Genomic DNA, 20,876 nt, shown 5'->3' with positions numbered 1-20,876 from the left:
CTTGATCAGTGTGCAATTTTTTCAAATTTGAGGACAAAATTATCCCCCTCGCCTATGGCCGCATATTTGGCGTGGTCCCTGTCCTTGAGGGCAAAGGTCGGCGGCAGGGTCCACACACCTTTTGGCCAGTTGGCCGTATCCTTTGGATTGGCGTTGATTTCCGATGATCCAACCAGCCTGAAACCCGCTTTTTCAATCAGCCCAATGGCGTAAGACTGGCGGACATATCCGTCCTTCGCGCTGGGGTCCTGCGGAGCCGTCGTATGACCCCGATGGTCTTCGACGCCAAAAATCCCGCCCGGCTTCAGAACCCGATGAATGGCCGCAAGCATCTGCGGCGCATTCCCCGCTTCCATCCAGTTGTGAAGATTGCGGAACGTCAGCACCAGATCCGCACTGTCAGCCGGCGCGAAGTCGAGATGTCCCGCATCAAACTGCGTAGTTCTGAAACTTCCCTCAAGCGCGGGATGCGCCGCCAGCATTTTGCTGAATGCCGAGCCCGGCTTGTCCTCCGGCCCAAGAGCCAGCGTATAGGTGCCTTTATCATGCAGATACGGGCCAAGGATCTGTGTCCAGTACCCTCCGCCCGGCCAGATCTCGACAACATTCGTATCCGGCCGCAGTCCGAAAAACTGCAATTCTTCCAAAGGATGGCGTACCGGATCACGCGCCACGAACCGCTCGTCCCGGCTTGTGGACTGGATCGCCTGATTCAGATCAGCCGCCCTCAGCGCCGGGCCTGACGCAAGCATAGTGAGCGCACAGATGACAGGATAAACCGCTTTCATGATCTCTTCCCTCGTCGCTGCGGGAAATGTCCGACACATGTTTATGTAGGGTCTCATTGCCCGCACGATTAGCCCCTCAAAACTGCATAAAGTCTTCGGCTTTACTCATGAATGCGAAACTCAGCCGCCCCCATGCCGTATTTCTTCAACAAACAGTGAGAACGGCATCGTATTCTGATGATGGTGCGGGAAGCAGAGGTGATATCCGGTCCAATACGGGCACCAGTCTTCCAGCACCTGAACCAGACGTCCTTCGGCGACATATTTTCCGCGACCATTTCCGGTAAATGCGCCAGCCCCGGCCCGTCCAGACAGGCGTCCCGCATGAGGGGTGCAACACAACATCGTCCGCTAAGAAGGACAACGCTCCGTCCTGCCAAGAATAATGAAGGCGGGAGAATACCTCCACGCTAACGCCATGCGCACTACCCTGCTGCCCATCTCCTGCGCCTTGTTCAACCGGCACATGGCCAGCGCCCTCAACCAGCCGGCCACGCGCCTGAGCATCATACCCAGTGTGGCCCACGGCTCTGCTGAACCGGGTCGCCAACAATCAGTCCATCAAGGCCCCACAGAACGTGCAGGAAAACCGCCATCACCCCGACGATCTTGTCAGGCAGACAGCGGCTGTCTACAGCGGCATGGCGAGCAACAACATCACCCGCCTTTTCCACAGCGGCGCGGGCGCATGGAACGTCGCCCCCTCAGGATTTCCGGGACGCAGACGGAGTATGATTCCCGGACACCTCGTCCAGATAACGAATCAGAGCGTCCCGCCCTTCCGACACGCGGCCACGCAACGTCATGACCCCCACTTCGCGTGTAATGCCCGGCTCCCCCAGAGGCAGCACGCGAATGTTCGGCACAACGCTGACTGCCCCAATCTGGGGCATGATCGTACAGCCCATATTGTTGGCGACCATCTGGAGGATCGTATGCAGGTCCTCGGTCTCGATGACCTGACGCGGAGACAGGCCCTGCATTTTCAGGAAACGGTCCAGAGTGCGCCCCCCAAACGAGCGGCTGTCATACCGGATAAAGGGCTGCGTCTCCAGAATCTGGCGCCAGTCCTCATTCTCCAGGGGCGCAGGCACCACCATGACATAATCCTGACTAACTACAGGATGCCACTGCATATACGGCATCAGCCCGAATGGTGGTCGCACGATCACCGCAGCATCCAGCTCCCCGGCATCCAGCCGCTCCAGAAGCCCCATTGAAAGCCCCGGAACGATCCGGATTTTCAGGTCCGGAAATTCCACATGCAGCCTCGTCACGGCCGGCGCCAGCAGGCTGGTCTGAACGGTGGAAATAGCCCCGATCCGCAAAAGCGCAGTTTCAGGCCTGCCACGCGTCGCACTGCGAAGCGCATCGAAAGACGACAGCAGGTCCTCGACCTGACAGAGTATGGCCCGCCCCGCCGCCGTCAGCGTCACGGACCGCCCCGAGCGTTCAAAGAGCCCGTAGCCCAGCTCGTCTTCCAGTCGGCGGATCTGGGCACTGATAGCCGACTGGGTCAGCCCGATGGTTTTTGCAGCTGCGGCAAAACTTTCCATCTGCGCGGCGACAACGAATGTGCGGAGTTCGGAGATCACAGGCGAAGGATCATAAATATTCTTCCTTTGGATCATCATCAGACATTTTATTTTGAGATTCAACAACTAAAGTGTACGAAACCCTGTCCCGACACAGCCAGTTTCCCAAGCCTGAAACAGGGTTTTTCAGTACGCAACGGAGGGAAACCGACTCCGTTCTCTGAGGGAAACATTTTAATTGCAGGATCGTTATATGTATGATTTGTTCATGAAAAGCACATAACACCAGCCGCCCTTCGAGACCCGGAGGACATTGAGGAAATGCCCATGCACAAGTGTTTTGGTCCCAAGGCTTTCTTGATGTGCGGCGCAGCCCTCAGCACAATCGTATCACTCAGCCCGGCTGCACTGGGCGCGACGACGCGGGCCAGAACGCCAGTACATTCCTCCCCCGCCAAGAGCCGCAAACAGATCACGGCGCGCCCGGCCGCAAAGCCCCCCCAGGCGCCCATACGCCATTCAATCGTTTCGAAATCCGCTCCTGAAGAAATGCGCGTTACCGGCACGGCAACCACCGGCCAGTCCGTGATGAACACCTCGACGCCGGTTCACAGCACCACACAGGTCACAGTCGTTTCGGGCGCGCAGCTTCTGGCCACCGGCCAGACAAATGTCATGCAGGCACTGGCGCAGGCATCGGCATCCATCACGTCCCCACCCCAGTCCGGCGTCGGAAACAGCGGCTTCATCCAGACCATGCAGCTTCGCGGCCAGTCCGCCGACGATACGCTCATCCTCGTCAACGGACACCGCCGCCATATCGGTGCCAATTTCAACGCCAATGCCGGCCCCAACTGGGGCACCGAACCCACCGACATCTCCCTGATCCCGATTTCGGCAATCGACCACATCGAGGTCATTACCGAAGGTGCCACCGCACTCTACGGTCAGGACGCTCTGGCAGGTGCGGTCAACATCGTCCTCAAGCAGCGCACGCATGGCGGCTCCATCAATTTCCAGAACAGTGGTTTTTACGCCGGTGACGGGCAGGCGCTGAACGGTTACGCGGATTGGGCCACAGCACTTGGTAAAAACGGCGGCTATCTCGACCTGGCGGCGCAGGTTACCCACCAGCTTCCCACCAACCGCAGCGGCCTTTTCGTGGGACAGCTGTATCCGGTCGGCGATTCCCGCAACGAAACAGCCAGCCGCGATGTGCAGCGCGGCCTCGGTATTCCGAAATCAACGCTGGAAACCATCAGCGAAAACATGGCGATCCCGCTGAACGAAAACCTCAGCCTCTACAGCACTTCGACTTTCAGCCACCGCAAGGCTCATGTGGCCGAAACCTACCGCAGTGCCGGAAACAGCCTGACCAACATCAATCTCTGGCCCAATGGCGCACAGCCCTATATCGGCATGGACCAGTACGACTTCGAAACAGACAACGGCATCAAGGCGCATAAATTCGGCTTCGCCTGGGACGCTTACGTCAATTACGGCCGTGACGATCAGGCCTATTCCACCCTCGACAGCAACAACATGTCTCTCGGCGATGCCAGCCCGCGCGATTTTTATGACGGCAAAACCATCACTTCAGAGCTTTCGACCGGCCTGCGCGGCTCACGCTTCTTCAACACGTCATGGCTGCCAAAGCCGATTGCCCTGCGCTTTGGCGGCGAATATCGCCGTGACACCTTCCAGATGACCGAAGGCGAAGAAGCCTCATGGGTCGGCCTCGGCGCAACCGACCACGCCGGCAACGTCCCGCTCGCCGTCACCAACCGTGGACGCGACATCTATGACGGCAACGTCAACCTCGATTTTTACGTCACGAAAAAATGGGAATGGTCCCTCGGCGGTCGTGCCACGAGCTACAACCATCTCGCCACCGTCACAACCGGCTCGATCGGAACGCGCTACAACTTCAACAAACACTGGGCCATCCGCGCCAGCATCAACACAGGTTATCGCCCGCCAACACTGGGCCAGACCTATTATTTCTATAACGCCCCCTTCGCCAACTACGCCGTGGACCAGCTTCCCAACAGCAGCGCCGCCGCAAAGGCGCTCGGCGCAGGTCACATCAAGGGTGAATATTCCCGCAACTACAGCATCGGCATCGACGCCACGCCTCTCAAGGACTGGAACGTCACCGCAAACCTGTATTACATCGCGATCAATGACCGTCTGGCCAGCACCACGACCCTCGGCGGCGCAGGTGTGGCCGACATTCTCGAGGCTTCAGGCCTGAACAACGTCACCTACGCCTCCTATTACACAAACCCCGTCAACACCCAGACCTACGGCGGTGACATCGACACCAACTACACCCTGCACACCAAACGCGCCGGCACGTTCCGCTTCGACTTCACATTCAACTACTCCGACAACGAAATCCGCAGCCGCAACAAGACCCCTGCCGTCCTGTCAAACATGGGCCTGTCCACGTTCAACACCTATGCCGAAGAAATGCTTCTGCACTCCGCACCAAAGAACCGCGAAAACCTCACGGTCAACTGGAATTACGGCAAGTGGAACGTCATGGTGCAGGAACAGCGCTACGGCTCCATCATCTTCCTCGCCAGCCCCACGGCGGCCCCGATGGAACAGCGCCCGGCTTTCCTGACCAACATGTCCGTCAGCTACAAGATCCTGCCGAAATGGAGCGTCACGGTAGGCGCGAACAACCTGGGCAACAAATACCCGACCCGCGTCCCCAAGGCGACCGCAGCACCGCTCTTCAACGAATACAAATATGCCTACTATTCGCCTTACGGCTTCAACGGCGGCATGTACTATGTCCAGACCGGCCTGACTTTCTAAGATTTTTCCAAAGACAGACCGACTGAGATCCACCGGAAAGAGGCGCATTTCTTGCAGACAGTTCCAGAAGATCGCCGGCCTTTCCGGTTCGTCATATACGCCCTCACCATCACCATGTGCGTGATCTGCTACGGAGACCGGGCCGCCTTGTCCGTGGGCATGCCCCAGATCGCCCATGAATTTGCCCTCACACCGGGGGAGACGGGCTGGGTCCTCTCCAGCTTCCTCTGGTCCTATTTCATCCTGAACCTGCCCAGCGCGATCCTTCTGGACCGCTTCGGCGTGCAGATCATCGGCGCGGCCGCCGTGGCCCTGTGGTCGCTCGCCATGATCCTCGGCAGCCTGACCGCCACCGTCCCGGCCTTCATCGCCACCCGCATCCTGCTGGGCGTCGGAGAAGCCCCCACCTTCGCACTTGGCAACAAGGTCGTCCGGGCCTGGGCGCCGCTACACGAACGTGGGCTTATGATGACCGCCTTCATCTGCGGCATCCCCATCGGGCTGGCCTGCGGTGCCGCCTCGGGCGGGTGGCTGATTGCCCATTACGGCTGGCGCCCGGCATTTTCGTTGCTCGGCGCGCTGGGGCTGGTCTGGTCCGTGGTCTGGCTCCTGACCCACCCGCGCCCCGCACGCGGCACACAGGCCACGTCCTTTTCCCTGATCTCGGTGCCGACCCTGTTCCGCTCCTCGGCTTTCTGGGGCATCGTGATCGCGCAGTGCTGCGCCAATTATGCCAACTTCCTGCTGATGTCCTGGCTGCCGATCATCATGCGCCAGACCCTGCATCTCGGCACCGAACAGTCCGGAGCCTATACGGCCTACTGCTATGTTGGCGCGGCCATCCTCTCGATCACGGCTGGAAAAATCGGCGAAACGCTCGTTCGCGGATCAAACCTTTCTCTGGGAGGGCGCCGCAAGGTCGTGTGCCTGTATCTCGTTCTGGCCTCTTCCATGGGGTTTCTGCCGCTCTGCGGAACGGCCGCGACCATCATTCCGCTCCTCGCCGTCTCCATGGCCTTCATGGCAGGCGGCACGGGGGCCAACATGGCGCTCCTGGCGGACCTGCTTGTGGAAGACGAAATCCTCGGCTCCGTGACCGGCCTGACCCTGACCTTCTCCAACGGCCTCGGCATTCTGGCCCCGGTCATGACGGGATATCTGCTTCAGGCCACCGGCAATTTCCACGGCGTTTTCTACATCACAGGCATCATCATCCTGTGCGGCGCGCTGGCCGCTGCCCTCCTTCCCCGGCGGCCGTTCCATGGCCGCACACAGCCGGATCAGACTGCATGACCCGTATTCACATGGCAGGCGCGGGCGGCCTCCTGCTGGACGCCGCCGACGGCCCGTTCAGCGACACGACACAGCGCCGCATCTGGGCCACCAGCCGCGAACTGAACACCCGGCCAGACGTCCTCCAGACAATCCCCGGCGTCAACAACATTCTCGTCACGTTCGACGCCGTACAGACTGACCCTTCCGCCATGGAAGAGCTTCTCCGGACCGTCTGGACACAGGCCTCTGCCGAAGAGGTGCCGTCCCGCGAGATCGTGGTGCCGGTCGTCTATGGCGGGGCATTCGGCGAAGATCTGGCGCTCGTCGCCCGCTTCGCCAACCTAACGGAAGAGGAAACCATCAACGCCCACATGGCCGGTCGCTACAGCGTCGCCGCCATCGGCGCCATGGCGGGTTTCGTGTACCTGACCGGACTGGACCCGCGCCTGGCCATCCCCCGCCGCGACTCCCCGCGTCTGCGGGTGGAGGAAGGGGCTGTGGTCATCGGCGGCGGCCACGCAGGCATGATGCCCTGCACCTCGCCGTCGGGCTGGCATATCCTCGGCCGGACGGATCTGTGCCTGTTCGATGCCTTCCGTCCCGAGCCCGGCCTGCTGCGGCTGGGCGACACCGTCCGTTTTGTGAGGGCCTCATGATCGAAATCCTGACCGGCTCCTCCCTCAACACCATTCAGGATTTCGGCCGTCCTCACGCCATGGCCATGGGCGTGGCGCAGGGCGGCGCCATGGACCGTCTGGCCCTGAGCCACGGCAACCTGCTTCTCGACAATCCGGTGGATGCTGCCGGGATTGAGGTCGTATTTTTCCCCTTCCGCATGCGCTTTCACGCCGAGACGTCCTTTGCCGTCACCGGTGCCGCCTGCCCCGCCACGCTGGACGACCTGAAACTCCCACGCGACTGGGCCATTACCGCCAGACCCGGCCAGATCTTGACCCTTCGCGCGCCGCAACAGGGCGCCCGCGCCTATCTGACATTCCGGGGCGGTCTGGACGTGCCCCCGGTTCTGGGCGCGCGTTCGACGGATCTCAAAGGCGGCTTCGGCGGCCTTGAGGGGCGCGCCCTTCAGAAAGGCGACCGCCTCTCCTGCCTCGCAGCCTCCACACTGCGCATGCCCGCCGCAGGCTACGGCCTCGCGCGCCCCTGCCCGCTTCCCCCCGCAGACGGCACCCGGATCCGTGTCCTGCCCGCAGCCGAACACGACGTCTTCACGCCCGAAAGCCTGCAAACCTTCCACTCCGCAGCCTGGACCCTGACCCCCAGCGCAAACCGCATGGGCTATCGGCTCGAAGGGCAGAACGTCCTGAAACTCTCACGGCCGCTCAGCCTGTTTTCCCACGGCATCCTTCCCGGAACCGTTCAGGTGCCGCCCGCGGGCCAGCCGATCATCCAGATGATGGATGCCAATACCTGCGGCGGCTATCCCAAGATCGCCACCGTCATTGCGCCGGACCTGCGCCTGCTGTCCCAGACAGTCGTCGGCACACCTGTCCATTTCGAAACCATCACGCGCGATGACGCGGTGCAGATCATCCGGCGGGAAGCTGCGGAGTTGAGCCGGCTTGCTACCGAAATCGCCACACTCCGCACACAGCTCGTTTTCTGATGCCCCATCCTGTTTTCACGGCCCTGTTTTTCCATGTCCGGGAGTTCTGACACCATGACCGCCAAAACCATCGACCTGAACGCCGATCTGGGCGAGAGCTTCGGCCATTACACAATGGGCAATGACAGCGCGATGCTGGACATCGTGACCTCCGCCAACGTCGCCTGCGGCTTTCACGGCGGCGACCCGGAAGTCATGGCCGAGACCTTCCGCATCGCACGCGAAAAAGGCGTCTCCGTCGGCTCCCATCCCGGCTTCCCGGACCTGTGGGGCTTCGGACGCCGCGTCATGCCCTTCACACCCGCCCAGATCGAACGGATCGTGGCCTACCAGATGGGCGCGGCCCAGGCCCTCGCCACCTATTCCGGCCACCGCATGACCTACATGAAAACCCATGGCGCGCTGGGTAACCTGACTGAACGCGATCCCGCCGTTGCCGAAGCCATCGTCAATGCGGTCAAGGCGGTTGATCCGAACCTCCCCATCATGGCCATCGCCCTGAGCCATCTGGACCGCATCGGACGCGAGCGGGGCCTGACCGTGTTCTCGGAAATCTTCGCGGACCGCGCCTATACGGAAGACGGACATCTCGTCTCGCGCAAGGAGCCGGGAGCGGTCCTGCATGATGCCGAATTCGCGGCCGCCCGCGCCGTGCGCATGGTGCAGGCCGGCGCCATCGAAACCATCTCCGGAAAAATGCTGCCGACCCGCATTGATACGATCTGCGTGCATGGGGACAACGCGGAATCCGTGGATGTCGCCCGCAAGGTCCGCGCGGGCTTCGAAGCCGCGGGCATCACTTTGCGCGCCCTGACCTGAAGCAGACCGGAAAGCCAACCGCCCCATGATCCCCGATCTCAAGATCCTCGACGCCCTGATGGCCCGGATGCAGGCGCTGGGCATTACCGAACTCGACTATTCCCGTGACGGCGAGCACATCCGTCTGGTGCGCGGCGCACAGGACAGCAGCCCCCAGCCGACCAGCCCGGCCCCGGCGGCCGCAGCCTCCACGCTTTCTGTCCTCGAAAAAGCCTCCGCTCCGGCCAAAACCGAAACCACGATCGACGCCGCCATGCACGGCCAGTTCTACGCCTCCCCGGCCCCGGATGCGCCGCCTTTCGTCAAGCCGGGCGACATCGTGGCGGAAGGACAGCCGCTCTATATTCTCGAAGTCATGAAAACGCTCTCGCGCATCGAGGCCGAGTTCCCCTGCCGGATCGTCGCCGTGCTGGCCGCGAATGCAGATGCCGTCTCCCCCGGAACGCCGCTCTTCACCGTGGAGCCACTCGATGCGTGAGCCCGCAGTGTCCGTCCCCCGCCGTGTCCTGATCGCCAATCGCGGTGAAATTGCCCTGCGCATCATCCGGGCCTGCCGCCTGCTCGGACTGCACAGCATCGGCATCCATTCCGAAGCCGATGCCAGCCTCGCCCATCTGCGCCTCGTGGACGAGACGCTATGCATCGGCCCGGCAGCAGCATCCGGCAGCTATCTGGACGCCGCCCGCGTCCTGCGCGCCGCCGAACTCACGAACGCCGACATCATCCATCCCGGCTACGGCTTCCTGTCGGAAAACGCCGGTTTCGCCGAAGCGGTGGAACAGTCCGGCCGCACGCTGGCAGGCCCAACCGCCGCCATCATGCGCCTGATGGGCGACAAAATCAGCGCCAAACAGCAGATGCGCCGCTCCGGCGTCCCCTGCCTGCCCGGTACGGAAGACGCCCTGCCGACCGACCTGTCCGAAGCACAGACGATCTGCGACGCCATCGGCTATCCGCTGATCGTCAAGGCGGCAGGCGGCGGCGGCGGGCGCGGCATGCGCGTGGTCATGACCGCAGCAGACCTCCGCGACGCCATCGAAACGGCTCGCGAAGAAGCCGGGCGCGCCTTCGGTAATCCGTCCGTCTATGCCGAACGCTTCCTCCAGCATCCCCGCCACATCGAAATTCAGGTTCTGGCTGACCGGCAGGGCAATGCCGTCTGGCTCGGCGCGCGGGACTGCTCCATCCAGCGCCGCCACCAGAAACTGGTCGAGGAAGCTCCGGCCACCGGCATCGACCCGCAGGCCATCGCCGAACTGGGCGAGCGCTGTGCAAACGCCTGCACCCTGATGGGCTATACCGGCGCGGGCACGTTCGAGTTCCTGTACGAAGACGACGCGTTTTCCTTCATCGAGATGAACACCCGCCTTCAGGTCGAACACCCCGTCACGGAAATGACGAGTGGCATCGACATCGTCCGCGAGCAACTCCTGATCGCAATGGGGCAGCCCCTCTCCTTCACGCAGGCCGACATCCGCACGCAGGGCCACGCCATCGAGTGCCGCATCAACGCCGAAGATCCTGAAACTTTTCGCCCCGCTCCTGGAAAAGTCCTGAACTGGCGCGCGCCCGGCGGCCCCGGCGTCCGTATCGATACGCATCTCTATGACGGCTATGTCGTGCCCCCGAATTACGACTCCCTGATCGCCAAGCTGATCGTCCACGGCACGGACCGCACGGATGCCCTCAACCGCATGCATGCCGCCCTTTCGGAAATGCAAATCACCGGCATCGCCACCACCACGCCCCTGCATCTGCGTCTGATGAACGAGCCCGGCGTGCGCGAAGGCAGCGTCAGCGTGCACTATCTCGAAGCCCTCATGCGAAAGTCCGGATCATGACTTTTCTTGAAGACCTTCTGAACGACCTTCCCGAACTGGTTGGCCGGATGAGACATCACGATGTCCGTCATGTTTCTCTGAAAAACGGGACAGGCGCGTTTGCCCTGACACTGTCGGAGAACGCCGGTCAGACGCCTCTGGCGCACCCTGTCGCCCCACCCGCAAAAGCGGAAAACACGCCCGTTCCCAGCCCCGAAATGGGCGTGTTCCGCTCAAACGATCTGGGCGAAAATTATCCCGTTCGCTCCGGCGAGATCGTGGGTTTTGTCGAGGCAGGCCCCCTCCGCCTGCCCGTTACCGCCACGGCAGACGGCACGCTCGGCCCCGCGCTGATCGGGGATGGCTGCGTCGTGGGCTATCATGACGTGCTCTTCCGGATTCACCCGGATGGCTGAGACGCCGCGTTCAGAGAGACGCGGCGGACCGCGACGCCTGCTCGTAAAAGCCCGTCAGCACACGCAGCGCCTTGGCAACCTCGGCGATCGTGACGCCGCCGACTTCCCGGTTCTGGGGAATATGCTCCAACAGGCAGATCCGGCGCAGACGCGCATATTCCATGCAGACTTCCCGCCCCTTCTGCGTGGTGGTGACAAAGACTTCCTTGCCATGCCGCCTGCGCCGGATCAGCCCGTGTTCGTCGAGCTTTTTCATCGCGTAGTTCAGGTAATGCCGCTCGGAGAGATTCAGGGTGAACATCAGGTCCGCAATGCTCTTCTCGCGGTTCCGGTGATTGACGCTATGCAGAATGAGCGTGTCGAGCGCCGAGAGATCCGGCAGACCCGCCGCCGCCATCCCCCGAGACATCCAGCGATGAAACGCATGGTTCACGACAGTCAGGGCAAATTCGAATTCGCTCAGATCCTCGTTACCCGGCACCGCCAGATGCGACGAGGACACGATGAAGGCCCGTTCCATATCCGCAACATCCGGCATCGCCGGCGCAGGGCTCTCGGTTTTCCCGTCCTTCATGGTTCGTCCTCTCCGTCAGCGAACATCTCTTCCCGATATCCTATTGCACTCTAACCCGATACGGAAAACACAGGCATGGTCGACAGCACACAAATCCGTCTCGCCGCTGATATCGGTGGCACATTCACGGACGTGGTCCTCCAGACCCCGCAGGGACGTCTGACCCGCAAGGTCCTCACCACCCCCGCCGCCCCCGAAGAAGGGGTCATGAGCGGCATCGGCCTCGTGATCGAAGACGCCGGACTGCGCTTTCCGGACGTGACGGTCTTCGTGCATGGCACGACGCTTGCCACAAACGCCATCATCGAACGCCGGGGCGCCCGCACGGCCCTCATCGGAACGCAGGGCTTCCGCGACATTCTGGAAATCGGCACCGAAAGCCGCTTCAACCAGTATGACCTGATGCTGCAAAAGCCCAGCCCGCTCGTCCCCCGCGACCTGCGCTTCACCGTTCCCGAACGCATGGACGCCCGCGGCACCGTCCAGCTTCCCCTGGATGAAGCCGCCGTTCTGGCGCTCGTGCCCCAGCTTCGCGACGCTGGCGTCGAGAGCATCGCGGTGGCGTTCCTCCATGCCTATGCCAATCCGGCCCATGAACGGCGCGTACAGGCGCTTCTTCAGGAGGCGATGCCGGACATCACCATCTCCATTTCAAGCGACGTCTGCCCCGAAATCCGGGAATACGAGCGCACCTCCACCACCGTCGCGAATGCTTACGTCCAGCCCCTGATGGCGGGCTATCTGGGCCGCCTGCGCGAAGCCCTCGACGCCAGGGGCTTTGAAGGCGCGCTCTATCTCGTCACCTCTGGTGGCGGCCTGACCGCGCTGGAAACGGCGCGCCAGTTCCCCGTCCGCCTGGTGGAATCCGGCCCGGCGGGCGGTGCGATTTTCGCCGCCCAATGTGCCGAGCGTTTGGCCGAAAACCGCGTCCTGTCCTTCGACATGGGCGGCACAACCGCCAAGGTCTGCCTGATCGAAGACGGCGAACCCGCATCGTCCCGTTTCTTCGAAGTGGACCGCACGGCCCGCTTCATGAAAGGCTCCGGCCTGCCCCTGCGCATTCCCGTGATCGAAATGGTCGAGATCGGCGCGGGCGGCGGCTCCATCGCCCATCTGGACGCCATGAAACGCGTCGTCGTCGGGCCGGAGAGCGCATCTTCCGTTCCAGGCCCCGCCTGTTACGGACTGGGGGGCAAGCGCCCCGCCGTTACGGACGCGGACGTGATGCTCGGCCTGATCCGCCCGGAGAATTTCGCGGGCGGCAGCATCCAGCTCCAGCCGGATCGCTCCGCCGAAGCGCTTCTGACCGATATCGGCACCCCGCTTGGGCTGTCGGCGGAAATGTCCGCCCATGCGGTCTATGAAATCGTGTGCGAAAACATGGCCAGCGCAGCGCGCGTCCATGCCGCCGAACGTGGCGCCGTTATCGGCGACCATACCATGATCGCCTTTGGTGGCGCGGCCCCGCTTCACGCCGCGCGCGTCGCGGAAAAGCTCGGAATCCGGCGTCTCGTCATTCCTTCGAACGCAGGCGTCGGCTCGGCCGTGGGCTTTCTCGCCGCCCCCGTCTCGTTCGAGCTGGTGCGCTCCTTCCCCATGCGTCTGGACGACAGCTTCAGTTCAGCGGAAGTCTCGGCCCTGCTCGACGACATGACGCAGGCCGCACACGGCATGGTGCAGGACGACGCCCGGACGGAAACGCTCCACACAAGGCGCGCGGCCTTCATGCGCTATGTCGGACAGGGACACGAAATCATCGTCACGCTGCCCGACGGCGCCATCAGCAGCGACCATCTTTCGGCCCTGCGGGACGCCTTCGAAGCGGAATATGCCCGTCAGTTCTCCCGCGTCATCCCCCATGCCGCCGTCGAAATCCTGAACTGGTCCGTCAGCGTCTCAACCACCCCGCGAAAATACCCGCCCTTCGAGGCCGCCCCGGCCCTGCATGACGCAGTCTCCGCCGACATCCGCAAACTTTTCGACGGCGCAACCGGCACGCATGTCGCCCTCCCGGTCTACGAACGTACGGACATGGGACCGGGCAGCCGTGTCTCCGGCCCGGCGCTGATCGCCGAAAAAGAAACCACAACCTACGTTTCCTCCCGCTACACCGCCCATCTGGACGGCAGCGGCAACATCATTCTGGACATGAAGGACGCCGTCTGATGAGCGCGCACTCTCATAAGGAAATCGACTTCCAGATCATGTGGAACCGCCTGATTGCCGTGGTCGGCGAACAGGCGCAGGTTCTGATCCGCACGGCATTCAGCCCTATCGTCCGCGAATGCGAAGACATCTCGGCCGGCATTTTCGACCTGCAAGGCCGGATGATCGCGCAGGCCGTGACGGGCACGCCCGGCCACGTCAATTCCATGGCGGAATCGGTCGGCCATTTTCTGCGTCACTTCCCCGTCTCGACCATGAAAGAGGGCGACGCCTACATCACGAACGATCCGTGGATGGGAACGGGGCATCTCAACGACTTCGTCATCACGACCCCGGCGTTCCACAAGGGCAGTCTGGTCGGACTGTTCTCCTGCACCAGCCATCTGATGGATATCGGCGGCCTGGGCAACGGGCCGGAAGCAACGGACGTCTTCATGGAAGGCCTCTCGATCCCGATGCTCAAGCTGATTGATCAGGGACAGGTCAACGAGACGTTGATGGCCATGATCCGCGCCAATACGCGCCTGCCGGTGGACACGGAAGGCGATACCTACTCTCTGGCAGCCTGCAATGATGTCGGCGTCCGCGCCCTGTGCGACATGATGGACGAGTTCCACCTCGACAGTCTCGAACCGCTGGCCGATTTCATCATCGAACGTTCCCGCCAGGCCGTCCTCGACAAGATCGCAGCCCTCCCGCAGGGCACGTGGTCCCACGAGATGACCATCGACGGCTACAATGCGCCACTCACGCTCAAGGCAAAGCTCACGGTTGGCGAAAGCCGCGTCAGCGTCAGCTATGACGGCTCACCGCCTGCTGTCGGACGCGGGATCAACGTCCCGATGGCCTATACCCGCGCCTATACGGTCTTCGGGCTAGCCTGCGCGATCTCGCCAGACGTCCCCAACAACGCAGGCTCACTGGCTCCCTATCACGTCGAGGCACCCGAAGGGTCCGTCCTGAACGCAATGCGTCCCGCCCCCGTCTCCTCCCGCCACGTCATCGGACAGATGCTGCCGGACATGGTGTTCGGATGCCTCCGCACGCCCCTGCCCGAGCGCGTTCCAGCAGAAGGCACATCCTGCCTGTGGAACATTGCCGTGCGCGGACAGTGGTTCCCGAAAGGAGCAACCACGCCCCAGACCTACGCGCTCGCCATCACGACCAATGGCGGTACCGGGGCCCGCCCCGGCCTGAACGGCCTGTCCGCCACGGCTTTTCCATCCGGCGTACACGGCACCCCGATTGAAATCGCGGAAATCCAGTGCCCGCTCATCTTCTGGGAAAAAGAACTGCGCGAAAACAGCGGCGGTCTCGGCCTGACCAAAGGCGGCGACGGGCAGATCATGAAGATCGGCACCACCCAGAAACAGCCCTTCGAGCTGCTGGCCGCCTTTGACCGCGTCGATCATCCGGCCCGTGGCGCACTCGGCGGACAGGACGGCGCGGCAGGCCGGGTCGAAACCGCCTCAGGCCGCAAGCTCGCCGGCAAGGGCCTTCAGGTTCTGGAAGCGGACGATGTGCTCGTCCTCCTGACACCAGGCGGCGGCGGCCTCGGCGCCCCCTGACTGTCTCCCGCGCCCTTCCCGAAACGGAAGGGCGCGGAACTCAACTGTTCAAAGACAATGCGGCGGCACACGCCCCGCAAGAGCGTCCTGAACCTGCGACGCACACAGCATCGCCATACGGCGCAAGGCCTGTTCCGTCGTCGCGCCGATATGTGGCGTCAGAACCACATTCGGCGCCTGCAGCAACGGATCATCCGCCAGCGGAGGCTCGGGCGACATCACGTCCAGCCCCGCTCCGCCGACATCCCCCGTCTCCAGAGCCTTCGCCAGCGCAGGACCATCCACCTCCCCGCCCCGGCTGGTATTGATCAGAACTGCGCCTTTCTTCAGGCGCGACAGCGCCTGAGCGTCAATCGTGGGCTGACCGCTCCCCTGCGCCGGACGATGCAGCGACAGCACATCCGAGACGCCCAGAAGGTCCTCAAGGCTCTGCGCCCGCTCCACGCCCGCGGCCTCGAATACCTCCGCCGGAACGCTCGGAGACCACGCCACAACGCGCATTCCCAACCCCTGCCCCGCAATCTGCGCGACATGCCGGGCAATGGCGCCAAACCCCACAAGCCCGATCGTCCGTCCGTGCAGTTCCGTGCCGTTATTTGTATAACGAAACGCCCAGTTCCCCTCCCGCACGGCACGATCCGCCTCGCACAGACGCCGCATGACCGCCAGCAGAAGCCCGATCGTCATTTCCGCAACGGACCGGCTGTTGGTATTGGGCGCATTCGTCACCAGAACGCCCCGCTCCGCCGCGGCAGCCTTGGCGATCCGGTTCGTGCCCGAACCGTGACAGGAAATGATTTTCAGCTTCGGCGCGGCGCGCAGCGCCTCTTCGCTCAGTCCCAGATCGCGCGTAATCACCGCATCCGCGTCGCCGATTTCGCGAATCACCGCCTCCATCGAAGGTTCCGTAGCATAACGGGTCGTGATTCCGGCCTCGTTCAGACAGGTTACGGCATCGGGATGGATCTGTTGTGTAATGAAACACAGACTCATGGTGCTGGTTTTCCACAGTAAAGAAGCGCAAGGAGCAGAATGATGGCATACCCTTCCCGCTTGTCCATGCCCAAAAGCCCCTTCACGCAACCACGGGAAGCTCCCGGATGGCGTAATGGTGCGACAGCACACTCCCGGTCCGCGGATCAGACAGCTCGACGGTAAGCCTCTCGGTCCGGACAATCCCATTGAGCGTAGGAACGGTTCCACAGAACATCAGGCTCCCCGGCCCAAAGACCCGGCCCTCCCGCTGCTCCCAGCGCGCCACCAGATCCAGCGGATTGAGCAGGGACGCCGCAAGCCCTTCCTGATAAGGCGTTCTTTCAGCCGTAAAGGACCGCAGCACCATCTCGTCCCACCGATCCGCCACATCCGCAAACCGCCAGAACGCCCGACCGCTGACCTTGGGACAGACCTGCTTGGACAACGCCACACTATAGGCTTCGCTTTCACGATCCGTATGGTCGGACCCCACGCCCACAAGCAGATCGCTCTGTGTACGCAACAAAACCGGCTCGACCTCGCCCGAAGTCTGGCCGCCCAGCACATCAATCACAGGCGCCGTGCTCAGGGTTTCATGCCCGACCCGGTAAAACAGCGGCACATCCGAAGGCGGCGCCACCCCAAGGGCCGCCAGCTCGTCGATATGATGCTGCACATCCGCCGCATCCCGCCCGGCCCAGCCAGCCACAATGACCTCCCTGACCGCAGTCAGATCGGGATAGAAAATTTCCATATTTCAGCGTTCCTGTTGGAATCAGTCAGCCACACTCAGCGCGTCCCGCGGGCCAGCATCGCGCCCGCGCCAGAAACGAGAAGTGCCACGACCACATAAAGAGAAATGGACAGTTCGAGATGCGTCGCCCGGAACAGCGTCACCATGATGAGCGGCGCAAAAGCCCCACCCCCCGCAAGACTGCCGCAGGTATAAGCGATCGAAGAGCCTGAATAGCGAACTTCAACCGGAAACTGCTGGCTGATGAGCGCGCCCTGAACCGCATACATGATGGCGTGAACCGACAGACCAAGACAGATTCCGAAGCCCAGCATGAGCGCCTGATGGGAAGCCGCACACCAGAAAAACACAAACGCTGCTGGCAGGGCGCAAACCGTTCCCACAAGAAAAATCCGTTTCGCCCCCCACCGGTTGCTGAACCGCCCTGCCAGCAGCGTGACGATCACCCCCCAGGCCGATCCTGCAAACACGGCCATCAGCGCCGCAGACCGCGTATGCTCCCCCGTCTGGGTCACATAGCTCAGACTGAAAACCGTCAGCAGCGCATACAGAACATCCGGCCCGATCCGGGTACTCGCAGCGATCAGCAGGGAGCGCCCATGATGACGCAGGACCGCGCCCACCGGGTTGGCCAGAACCTCACCACGCGCTTTGCGTTCGGCAAACTGAGGCGGCTCTGAAAGGGAAGACCTGACCACCCATCCCGCCGCCAGAAGCAGCAGGCTCAGAAACAGCGGCAGACGCCATCCCCAGTCCTGAAAAGACGCGGCATCCATGGAGCGCGTCACTCCCCAGATCACCCCTGCGGACAGGACCGTTCCAAGCCCCGGTCCAAGCTGGGACCATGTCGCCCCCATGCCCATCGCCGTTTCCGAATTCTGTTCCGCCGTCAGAAGGAGCGCGCCGGCCCACTCTCCACCCAATGCGATCCCCTGCAAAAACCGCAGCAGAACAAGCAGAACCGGACTGATCGCCCCAAGCCGCGCATAACCGGGCAGCAGTGCAATCAGACCCGTCGTCAGCCCCATAAGCGCCAGCGTCAGCATGAGAACATGCCTGCGCCCGGTCCGGTCCCCGAGCCAGCCGAAAATCACACTGCCCAAAGGCCGCGACACATATCCCACGGCATAGGTCGAGAACGCCAGAAGGGTTCCCATCCACGGCAGCGCCTCGGGAAAAAAGACATGGTTAAACACGAGTGCCGCAAGCGTGTTGTAAACCATGAAATCATACCACTCGAACGTGGTCCCGATCGCGCTCCCCAGAGCAAGACGCACAGGCGACGTCGTCATGCGCCAGAACATCCGCTCACGGAAGATCCAGCCTGCCGGGCGCCTGAGAACCGGTTCGTTTCATGATGCATACAATATCCAAAAGCGTCGGATTTTTATTCCGGAGCATTCATTCTGAACATTCCAATGCAATGCCGTCAAAAGATTTAAGCACAAAAAAGGCCCATAACGGATATTTATACCTCAACATTTATTTTGATGATTTGAATCCCGAACGCAACGACTGTTAGCCTTCCGGAACCATCACTGTCATCGCCCGGCCTGTCTGCCGCGAACAAGGACGCAAACGATGTCTGAATCCGCTTTGCCGATCCCTCCCCTTTTCCACACATCGCCCGAAGACGTCCGCGCGCTGTGCCGGTCCAACACGGCTGGAACCGTCACCGCAGGCATGGCCGCAGGTTTCATCCAGGCCAATCTGGTCATCCTCCCCAAATCATATGCCGAAGACTTCGCGGAATTCTGTCGCCTGAACCCCAAGCCCTGCCCCCTCGTCGGCATGTCCCAACCCGGCGAATATGATACCCCGGCGCTGGGACGTAACCTCGACATCCGGACCGACCTGCCGCTTTACCGCGTCTGGCGGGATGGAGTTTTAACAGACGAAGTGACGGATATTCTGTCGTTCTGGCAGGATGATTTCGTCGTTTTTGCGCTGGGATGTTCCTTTTCCTTCGAAAACGCCTTCATGGCCTGCAACGTCCCCATGCGGCATTTCGAAACGGGTCTGGGCGTGTCCATGTACCGCACGAATATTGCCTGCACACCCGTCGGACCATTTTCCGGCCCAGTCGTCGTCTCGATGCGTCCTTTCCGCTCGCCAGACCTGATCAAGGCCACGGAAATCAGTTCCCGCATCCCTCTGGCTCATGGCGGACCAGTCCAGATCGGCTTTCCCGAAGAAATCGGCATCATCGACATCGAAAAACCCGATTACGGCGCCCGCACCGAAATCCGCCCCCATGAGCTCCCTGCCTTCTGGGCCTGCGGAGTGACGCCCCAGGCCGTTCTGGCCGCAAGCCGTCTTCCCTTTGCCATCACACATGCTCCCGGCGCCATGCTCGTGACGGATATTCCCATTCCCGATTATGAAAATCTTGTCTCGGAACATTCCGGGAAAATAATATAAACCAAAGTTATGCCTCCACACGCTCAGGATGATTCCGTGCCCTCTGATCACACGCTCTTCCGGGTGGCCGTCCGGCGCATCATCCCGCTGCTGGTCGTCTGCTACATGTTTTCCTACCTGGATCGCATCAATCTCAGCTTCGCCCGCGCGGCGATGGAACAGGACCTCCACTTCTCGGATGCAACCTTCGGGCTGGGCGCCGGGCTGTTCTTCGTAGGCTACATCGTCTTTCAGGTCCCCTCCGCGCTCCTGCTCGAAAAATTCGGCCCCCGCCGGACGATCGCCACGATCATGATCGCATGGAGCCTGATTTCCTTCCTGTTCGTCATCATCAGTACGGCCTGGGAATTCTGCGCCCTGCGTGTCCTGCTCGGCGCCGCGGAGGCAGGCTTTTATCCGGCCGTTCTGTACTATCTGGCCCTCTGGTTCCCGGACTCGATCCGTGCGCGCGTCACCACGGGATTCCTGATCGCCATACCGCTCTCAGGCGCCATCGGCGGCCCGGTTTCCACCTATCTTCTGGGCGCCTTCGATCAGGTCCTGTCAGTACCCGCATGGAAATGGATGATCCTGATCGAGGCAATCCCGCCCCTGCTGCTCGGACTGACCGTTCTGAAACGCCTCGACGACGGACCGGCCTCCGCCTCATGGCTGGATGCCCCCACGAAACAGGCCATCCTGACCCGCCTTCCGGCCCAGAACATCTCCACAAACGACACGACATCCGTATTCGCTGCGCTGAAACAGCCTGAAGTCCTGCTCCTCGTCGTCATCTGTTTCTGCCAGGCCGTCTGCAATTACGGGATCGTCTTCTGGGTCCCGACCTTCATCGAGCAGGTTATCGCTCCCCCTCCCGGACAGCTCGGATTTTATACGGCCATTCCCTTCGCCGTCGCAGCCGTGGCCATGGTGCTCAACGCCCGCAGTTCCGACAGACACAACGAACGCTGCTGGCATCTGGCCGGCCCCTTCCTGACAGTTGCCCTCTGTCTGGTCCTGACTTTCCTGTTGCAGTCCCACGGCGCAATCGCACTGGTTTTCCTGACCATCGCACTCGCAGCAGCCCTCTGCGTCACAGCCATGATCTTCACCGTAACGCCCCATGTGCTCGAAAAACGCACACTGGCGACAGGGCTTGCATGGATCAACAGCCTTGGCGCGATCGGCGGCCTCGTCGGCCCCTACGGCATCGGCTGGATGCGCGAGCATCTGCACTCCCCGCTCTCCGGGGTCTTTCTGGTCGCAGCCTGTGCCACCCTGGGCGCCATAACGACGGTCTACACGCTCTCCTCGCCCGTCCGGCGGACCGCCTGAC

19 protein-coding genes are annotated in these 20,876 nt (G+C 62.1%); 12 read left to right on the top strand and 7 right to left on the bottom strand.

The genetic code is table 11. From position 1 onward, the window contains the following. Positions 1 to 5 precede the first annotated feature (5 nt). From A0U94_RS00630 to A0U94_RS00625, 3 genes are all read right to left on the bottom strand, one after another. On the bottom strand, positions 6 to 788 hold the full coding sequence (locus A0U94_RS00630) for a class I SAM-dependent methyltransferase (RefSeq protein ID WP_077802123.1): 783 nt from the start codon (positions 786 to 788) through the stop codon (positions 6 to 8). Between the two features lie 506 nt (positions 789 to 1,294). Next, positions 1,295 to 1,462, bottom strand: a complete 168-nt coding sequence (locus tag A0U94_RS15830) for a hypothetical protein (protein ID WP_167369330.1) — start codon at positions 1,460 to 1,462, stop codon at positions 1,295 to 1,297. Between the two features lie 30 nt (positions 1,463 to 1,492). Then, a complete protein-coding gene (locus A0U94_RS00625; protein ID WP_077803755.1) occupies positions 1,493 to 2,383 on the bottom strand; it encodes a LysR substrate-binding domain-containing protein in 891 nt (296 codons plus the stop codon). A gap of 267 nt (positions 2,384 to 2,650) precedes the next feature. Here A0U94_RS00625 and A0U94_RS00620 point away from each other — a divergent pair, with 267 nt between their 5' ends. Genes A0U94_RS00620 through A0U94_RS00585 form a run of 8 tightly spaced genes read left to right on the top strand, consistent with a single transcriptional unit; the run spans position 2,651 to position 11,103 of the window. Further along, on the top strand, positions 2,651 to 5,149 hold the full coding sequence (locus A0U94_RS00620; RefSeq protein ID WP_077803754.1) for a TonB-dependent receptor plug domain-containing protein: 2,499 nt from the start codon (positions 2,651 to 2,653) through the stop codon (positions 5,147 to 5,149). 51 nt (positions 5,150 to 5,200) lie between these two features. After that, positions 5,201 to 6,442 carry an MFS transporter gene (locus A0U94_RS00615; RefSeq protein ID WP_077802122.1) on the top strand — a complete coding sequence of 414 codons (1,242 nt, stop codon included), beginning with the start codon at positions 5,201 to 5,203 and terminating at the stop codon, positions 6,440 to 6,442. Next, on the top strand, positions 6,439 to 7,080 hold the full coding sequence (gene pxpB / locus A0U94_RS00610) for a 5-oxoprolinase subunit PxpB (RefSeq protein ID WP_077802121.1): 642 nt from the start codon (positions 6,439 to 6,441) through the stop codon (positions 7,078 to 7,080). Before A0U94_RS00615 ends, pxpB begins: the two co-directional genes overlap by 4 nt. Then, a complete protein-coding gene (locus tag A0U94_RS00605; RefSeq protein ID WP_077802120.1) occupies positions 7,077 to 8,048 on the top strand; it encodes a 5-oxoprolinase subunit C family protein in 972 nt (323 codons plus the stop codon). Before pxpB ends, A0U94_RS00605 begins: the two co-directional genes overlap by 4 nt. 54 nt (positions 8,049 to 8,102) lie before the next feature. Then, the gene (locus A0U94_RS00600; protein ID WP_062108174.1) at positions 8,103 to 8,867 is read left to right on the top strand and encodes a LamB/YcsF family protein; all 765 of its coding nucleotides are present in this window, start codon (positions 8,103 to 8,105) and stop codon (positions 8,865 to 8,867) included. 25 nt (positions 8,868 to 8,892) lie between these two features. Beyond that, the gene (locus A0U94_RS00595; protein WP_077802119.1) at positions 8,893 to 9,345 is read left to right on the top strand and encodes an acetyl-CoA carboxylase biotin carboxyl carrier protein; all 453 of its coding nucleotides are present in this window, start codon (positions 8,893 to 8,895) and stop codon (positions 9,343 to 9,345) included. Then, positions 9,338 to 10,708 carry an acetyl-CoA carboxylase biotin carboxylase subunit gene (accC, locus tag A0U94_RS00590; protein WP_077802118.1) on the top strand — a complete coding sequence of 457 codons (1,371 nt, stop codon included), beginning with the start codon at positions 9,338 to 9,340 and terminating at the stop codon, positions 10,706 to 10,708. Before A0U94_RS00595 ends, accC begins: the two co-directional genes overlap by 8 nt. After that, complete coding sequence (locus tag A0U94_RS00585; protein ID WP_077802117.1) at positions 10,705 to 11,103, top strand: hypothetical protein; 399 nt, start codon at positions 10,705 to 10,707, stop codon at positions 11,101 to 11,103. The genes accC and A0U94_RS00585 overlap by 4 nt, the downstream gene beginning before the upstream one ends. A 10-nt stretch (positions 11,104 to 11,113) precedes the next feature. Here A0U94_RS00585 and A0U94_RS00580 read toward each other — a convergent pair whose 3' ends face one another. After that, positions 11,114 to 11,677, bottom strand: a complete 564-nt coding sequence (locus A0U94_RS00580; RefSeq protein ID WP_062032519.1) for a winged helix DNA-binding protein — start codon at positions 11,675 to 11,677, stop codon at positions 11,114 to 11,116. Positions 11,678 to 11,752: 75 nt separating this feature from the next. Here A0U94_RS00580 and A0U94_RS00575 point away from each other — a divergent pair, with 75 nt between their 5' ends. Both A0U94_RS00575 and A0U94_RS00570 read left to right on the top strand, forming a co-directional pair. Continuing rightward, the gene (locus A0U94_RS00575) at positions 11,753 to 13,843 is read left to right on the top strand and encodes a hydantoinase/oxoprolinase family protein (RefSeq protein WP_077802116.1); all 2,091 of its coding nucleotides are present in this window, start codon (positions 11,753 to 11,755) and stop codon (positions 13,841 to 13,843) included. Continuing rightward, a complete protein-coding gene (locus A0U94_RS00570; RefSeq protein WP_077802115.1) occupies positions 13,843 to 15,411 on the top strand; it encodes a hydantoinase B/oxoprolinase family protein in 1,569 nt (522 codons plus the stop codon). Before A0U94_RS00575 ends, A0U94_RS00570 begins: the two co-directional genes overlap by 1 nt. Before the next feature lie 48 nt (positions 15,412 to 15,459). Here the strand turns inward: A0U94_RS00570 and A0U94_RS00565 are convergent, their stop codons facing one another. The 3 genes from A0U94_RS00565 to A0U94_RS00555 all read right to left on the bottom strand — a co-directional run bounded on the left by A0U94_RS00565 (position 15,460) and on the right by A0U94_RS00555 (position 18,432). After that, positions 15,460 to 16,404 (bottom strand): hydroxyacid dehydrogenase, encoded by a 945-nt coding sequence (locus tag A0U94_RS00565; protein WP_077802114.1) that lies wholly within the window; start codon positions 16,402 to 16,404, stop codon positions 15,460 to 15,462. Between the two features lie 82 nt (positions 16,405 to 16,486). Further along, positions 16,487 to 17,140, bottom strand: a complete 654-nt coding sequence (locus A0U94_RS00560) for a DUF2848 domain-containing protein (protein ID WP_077802113.1) — start codon at positions 17,138 to 17,140, stop codon at positions 16,487 to 16,489. A 35-nt stretch (positions 17,141 to 17,175) separates the two neighbouring features. Continuing rightward, entirely contained in the window at positions 17,176 to 18,432 is a 1,257-nt protein-coding gene (locus tag A0U94_RS00555; RefSeq protein ID WP_208611660.1) for an MFS transporter, read from the bottom strand. Between the two features lie 289 nt (positions 18,433 to 18,721). Here A0U94_RS00555 and A0U94_RS00550 point away from each other — a divergent pair, with 289 nt between their 5' ends. After that, positions 18,722 to 19,561 carry a putative hydro-lyase gene (locus A0U94_RS00550; protein ID WP_077802111.1) on the top strand — a complete coding sequence of 280 codons (840 nt, stop codon included), beginning with the start codon at positions 18,722 to 18,724 and terminating at the stop codon, positions 19,559 to 19,561. Between the two features lie 36 nt (positions 19,562 to 19,597). Then, positions 19,598 to 20,875, top strand: a complete 1,278-nt coding sequence (locus tag A0U94_RS00545; RefSeq protein ID WP_244178033.1) for an MFS transporter — start codon at positions 19,598 to 19,600, stop codon at positions 20,873 to 20,875. Position 20,876 lies beyond the last annotated feature (1 nt).

Source organism: Gluconobacter albidus, from assembly GCF_002005485.1.
Classification (GTDB): Bacteria; Pseudomonadota; Alphaproteobacteria; order Acetobacterales; family Acetobacteraceae; genus Gluconobacter; species Gluconobacter albidus.
The sequence above is the reverse complement of the archived record's forward strand: the minus strand, read 5'-3'. Positions and strand labels throughout refer to the sequence as shown.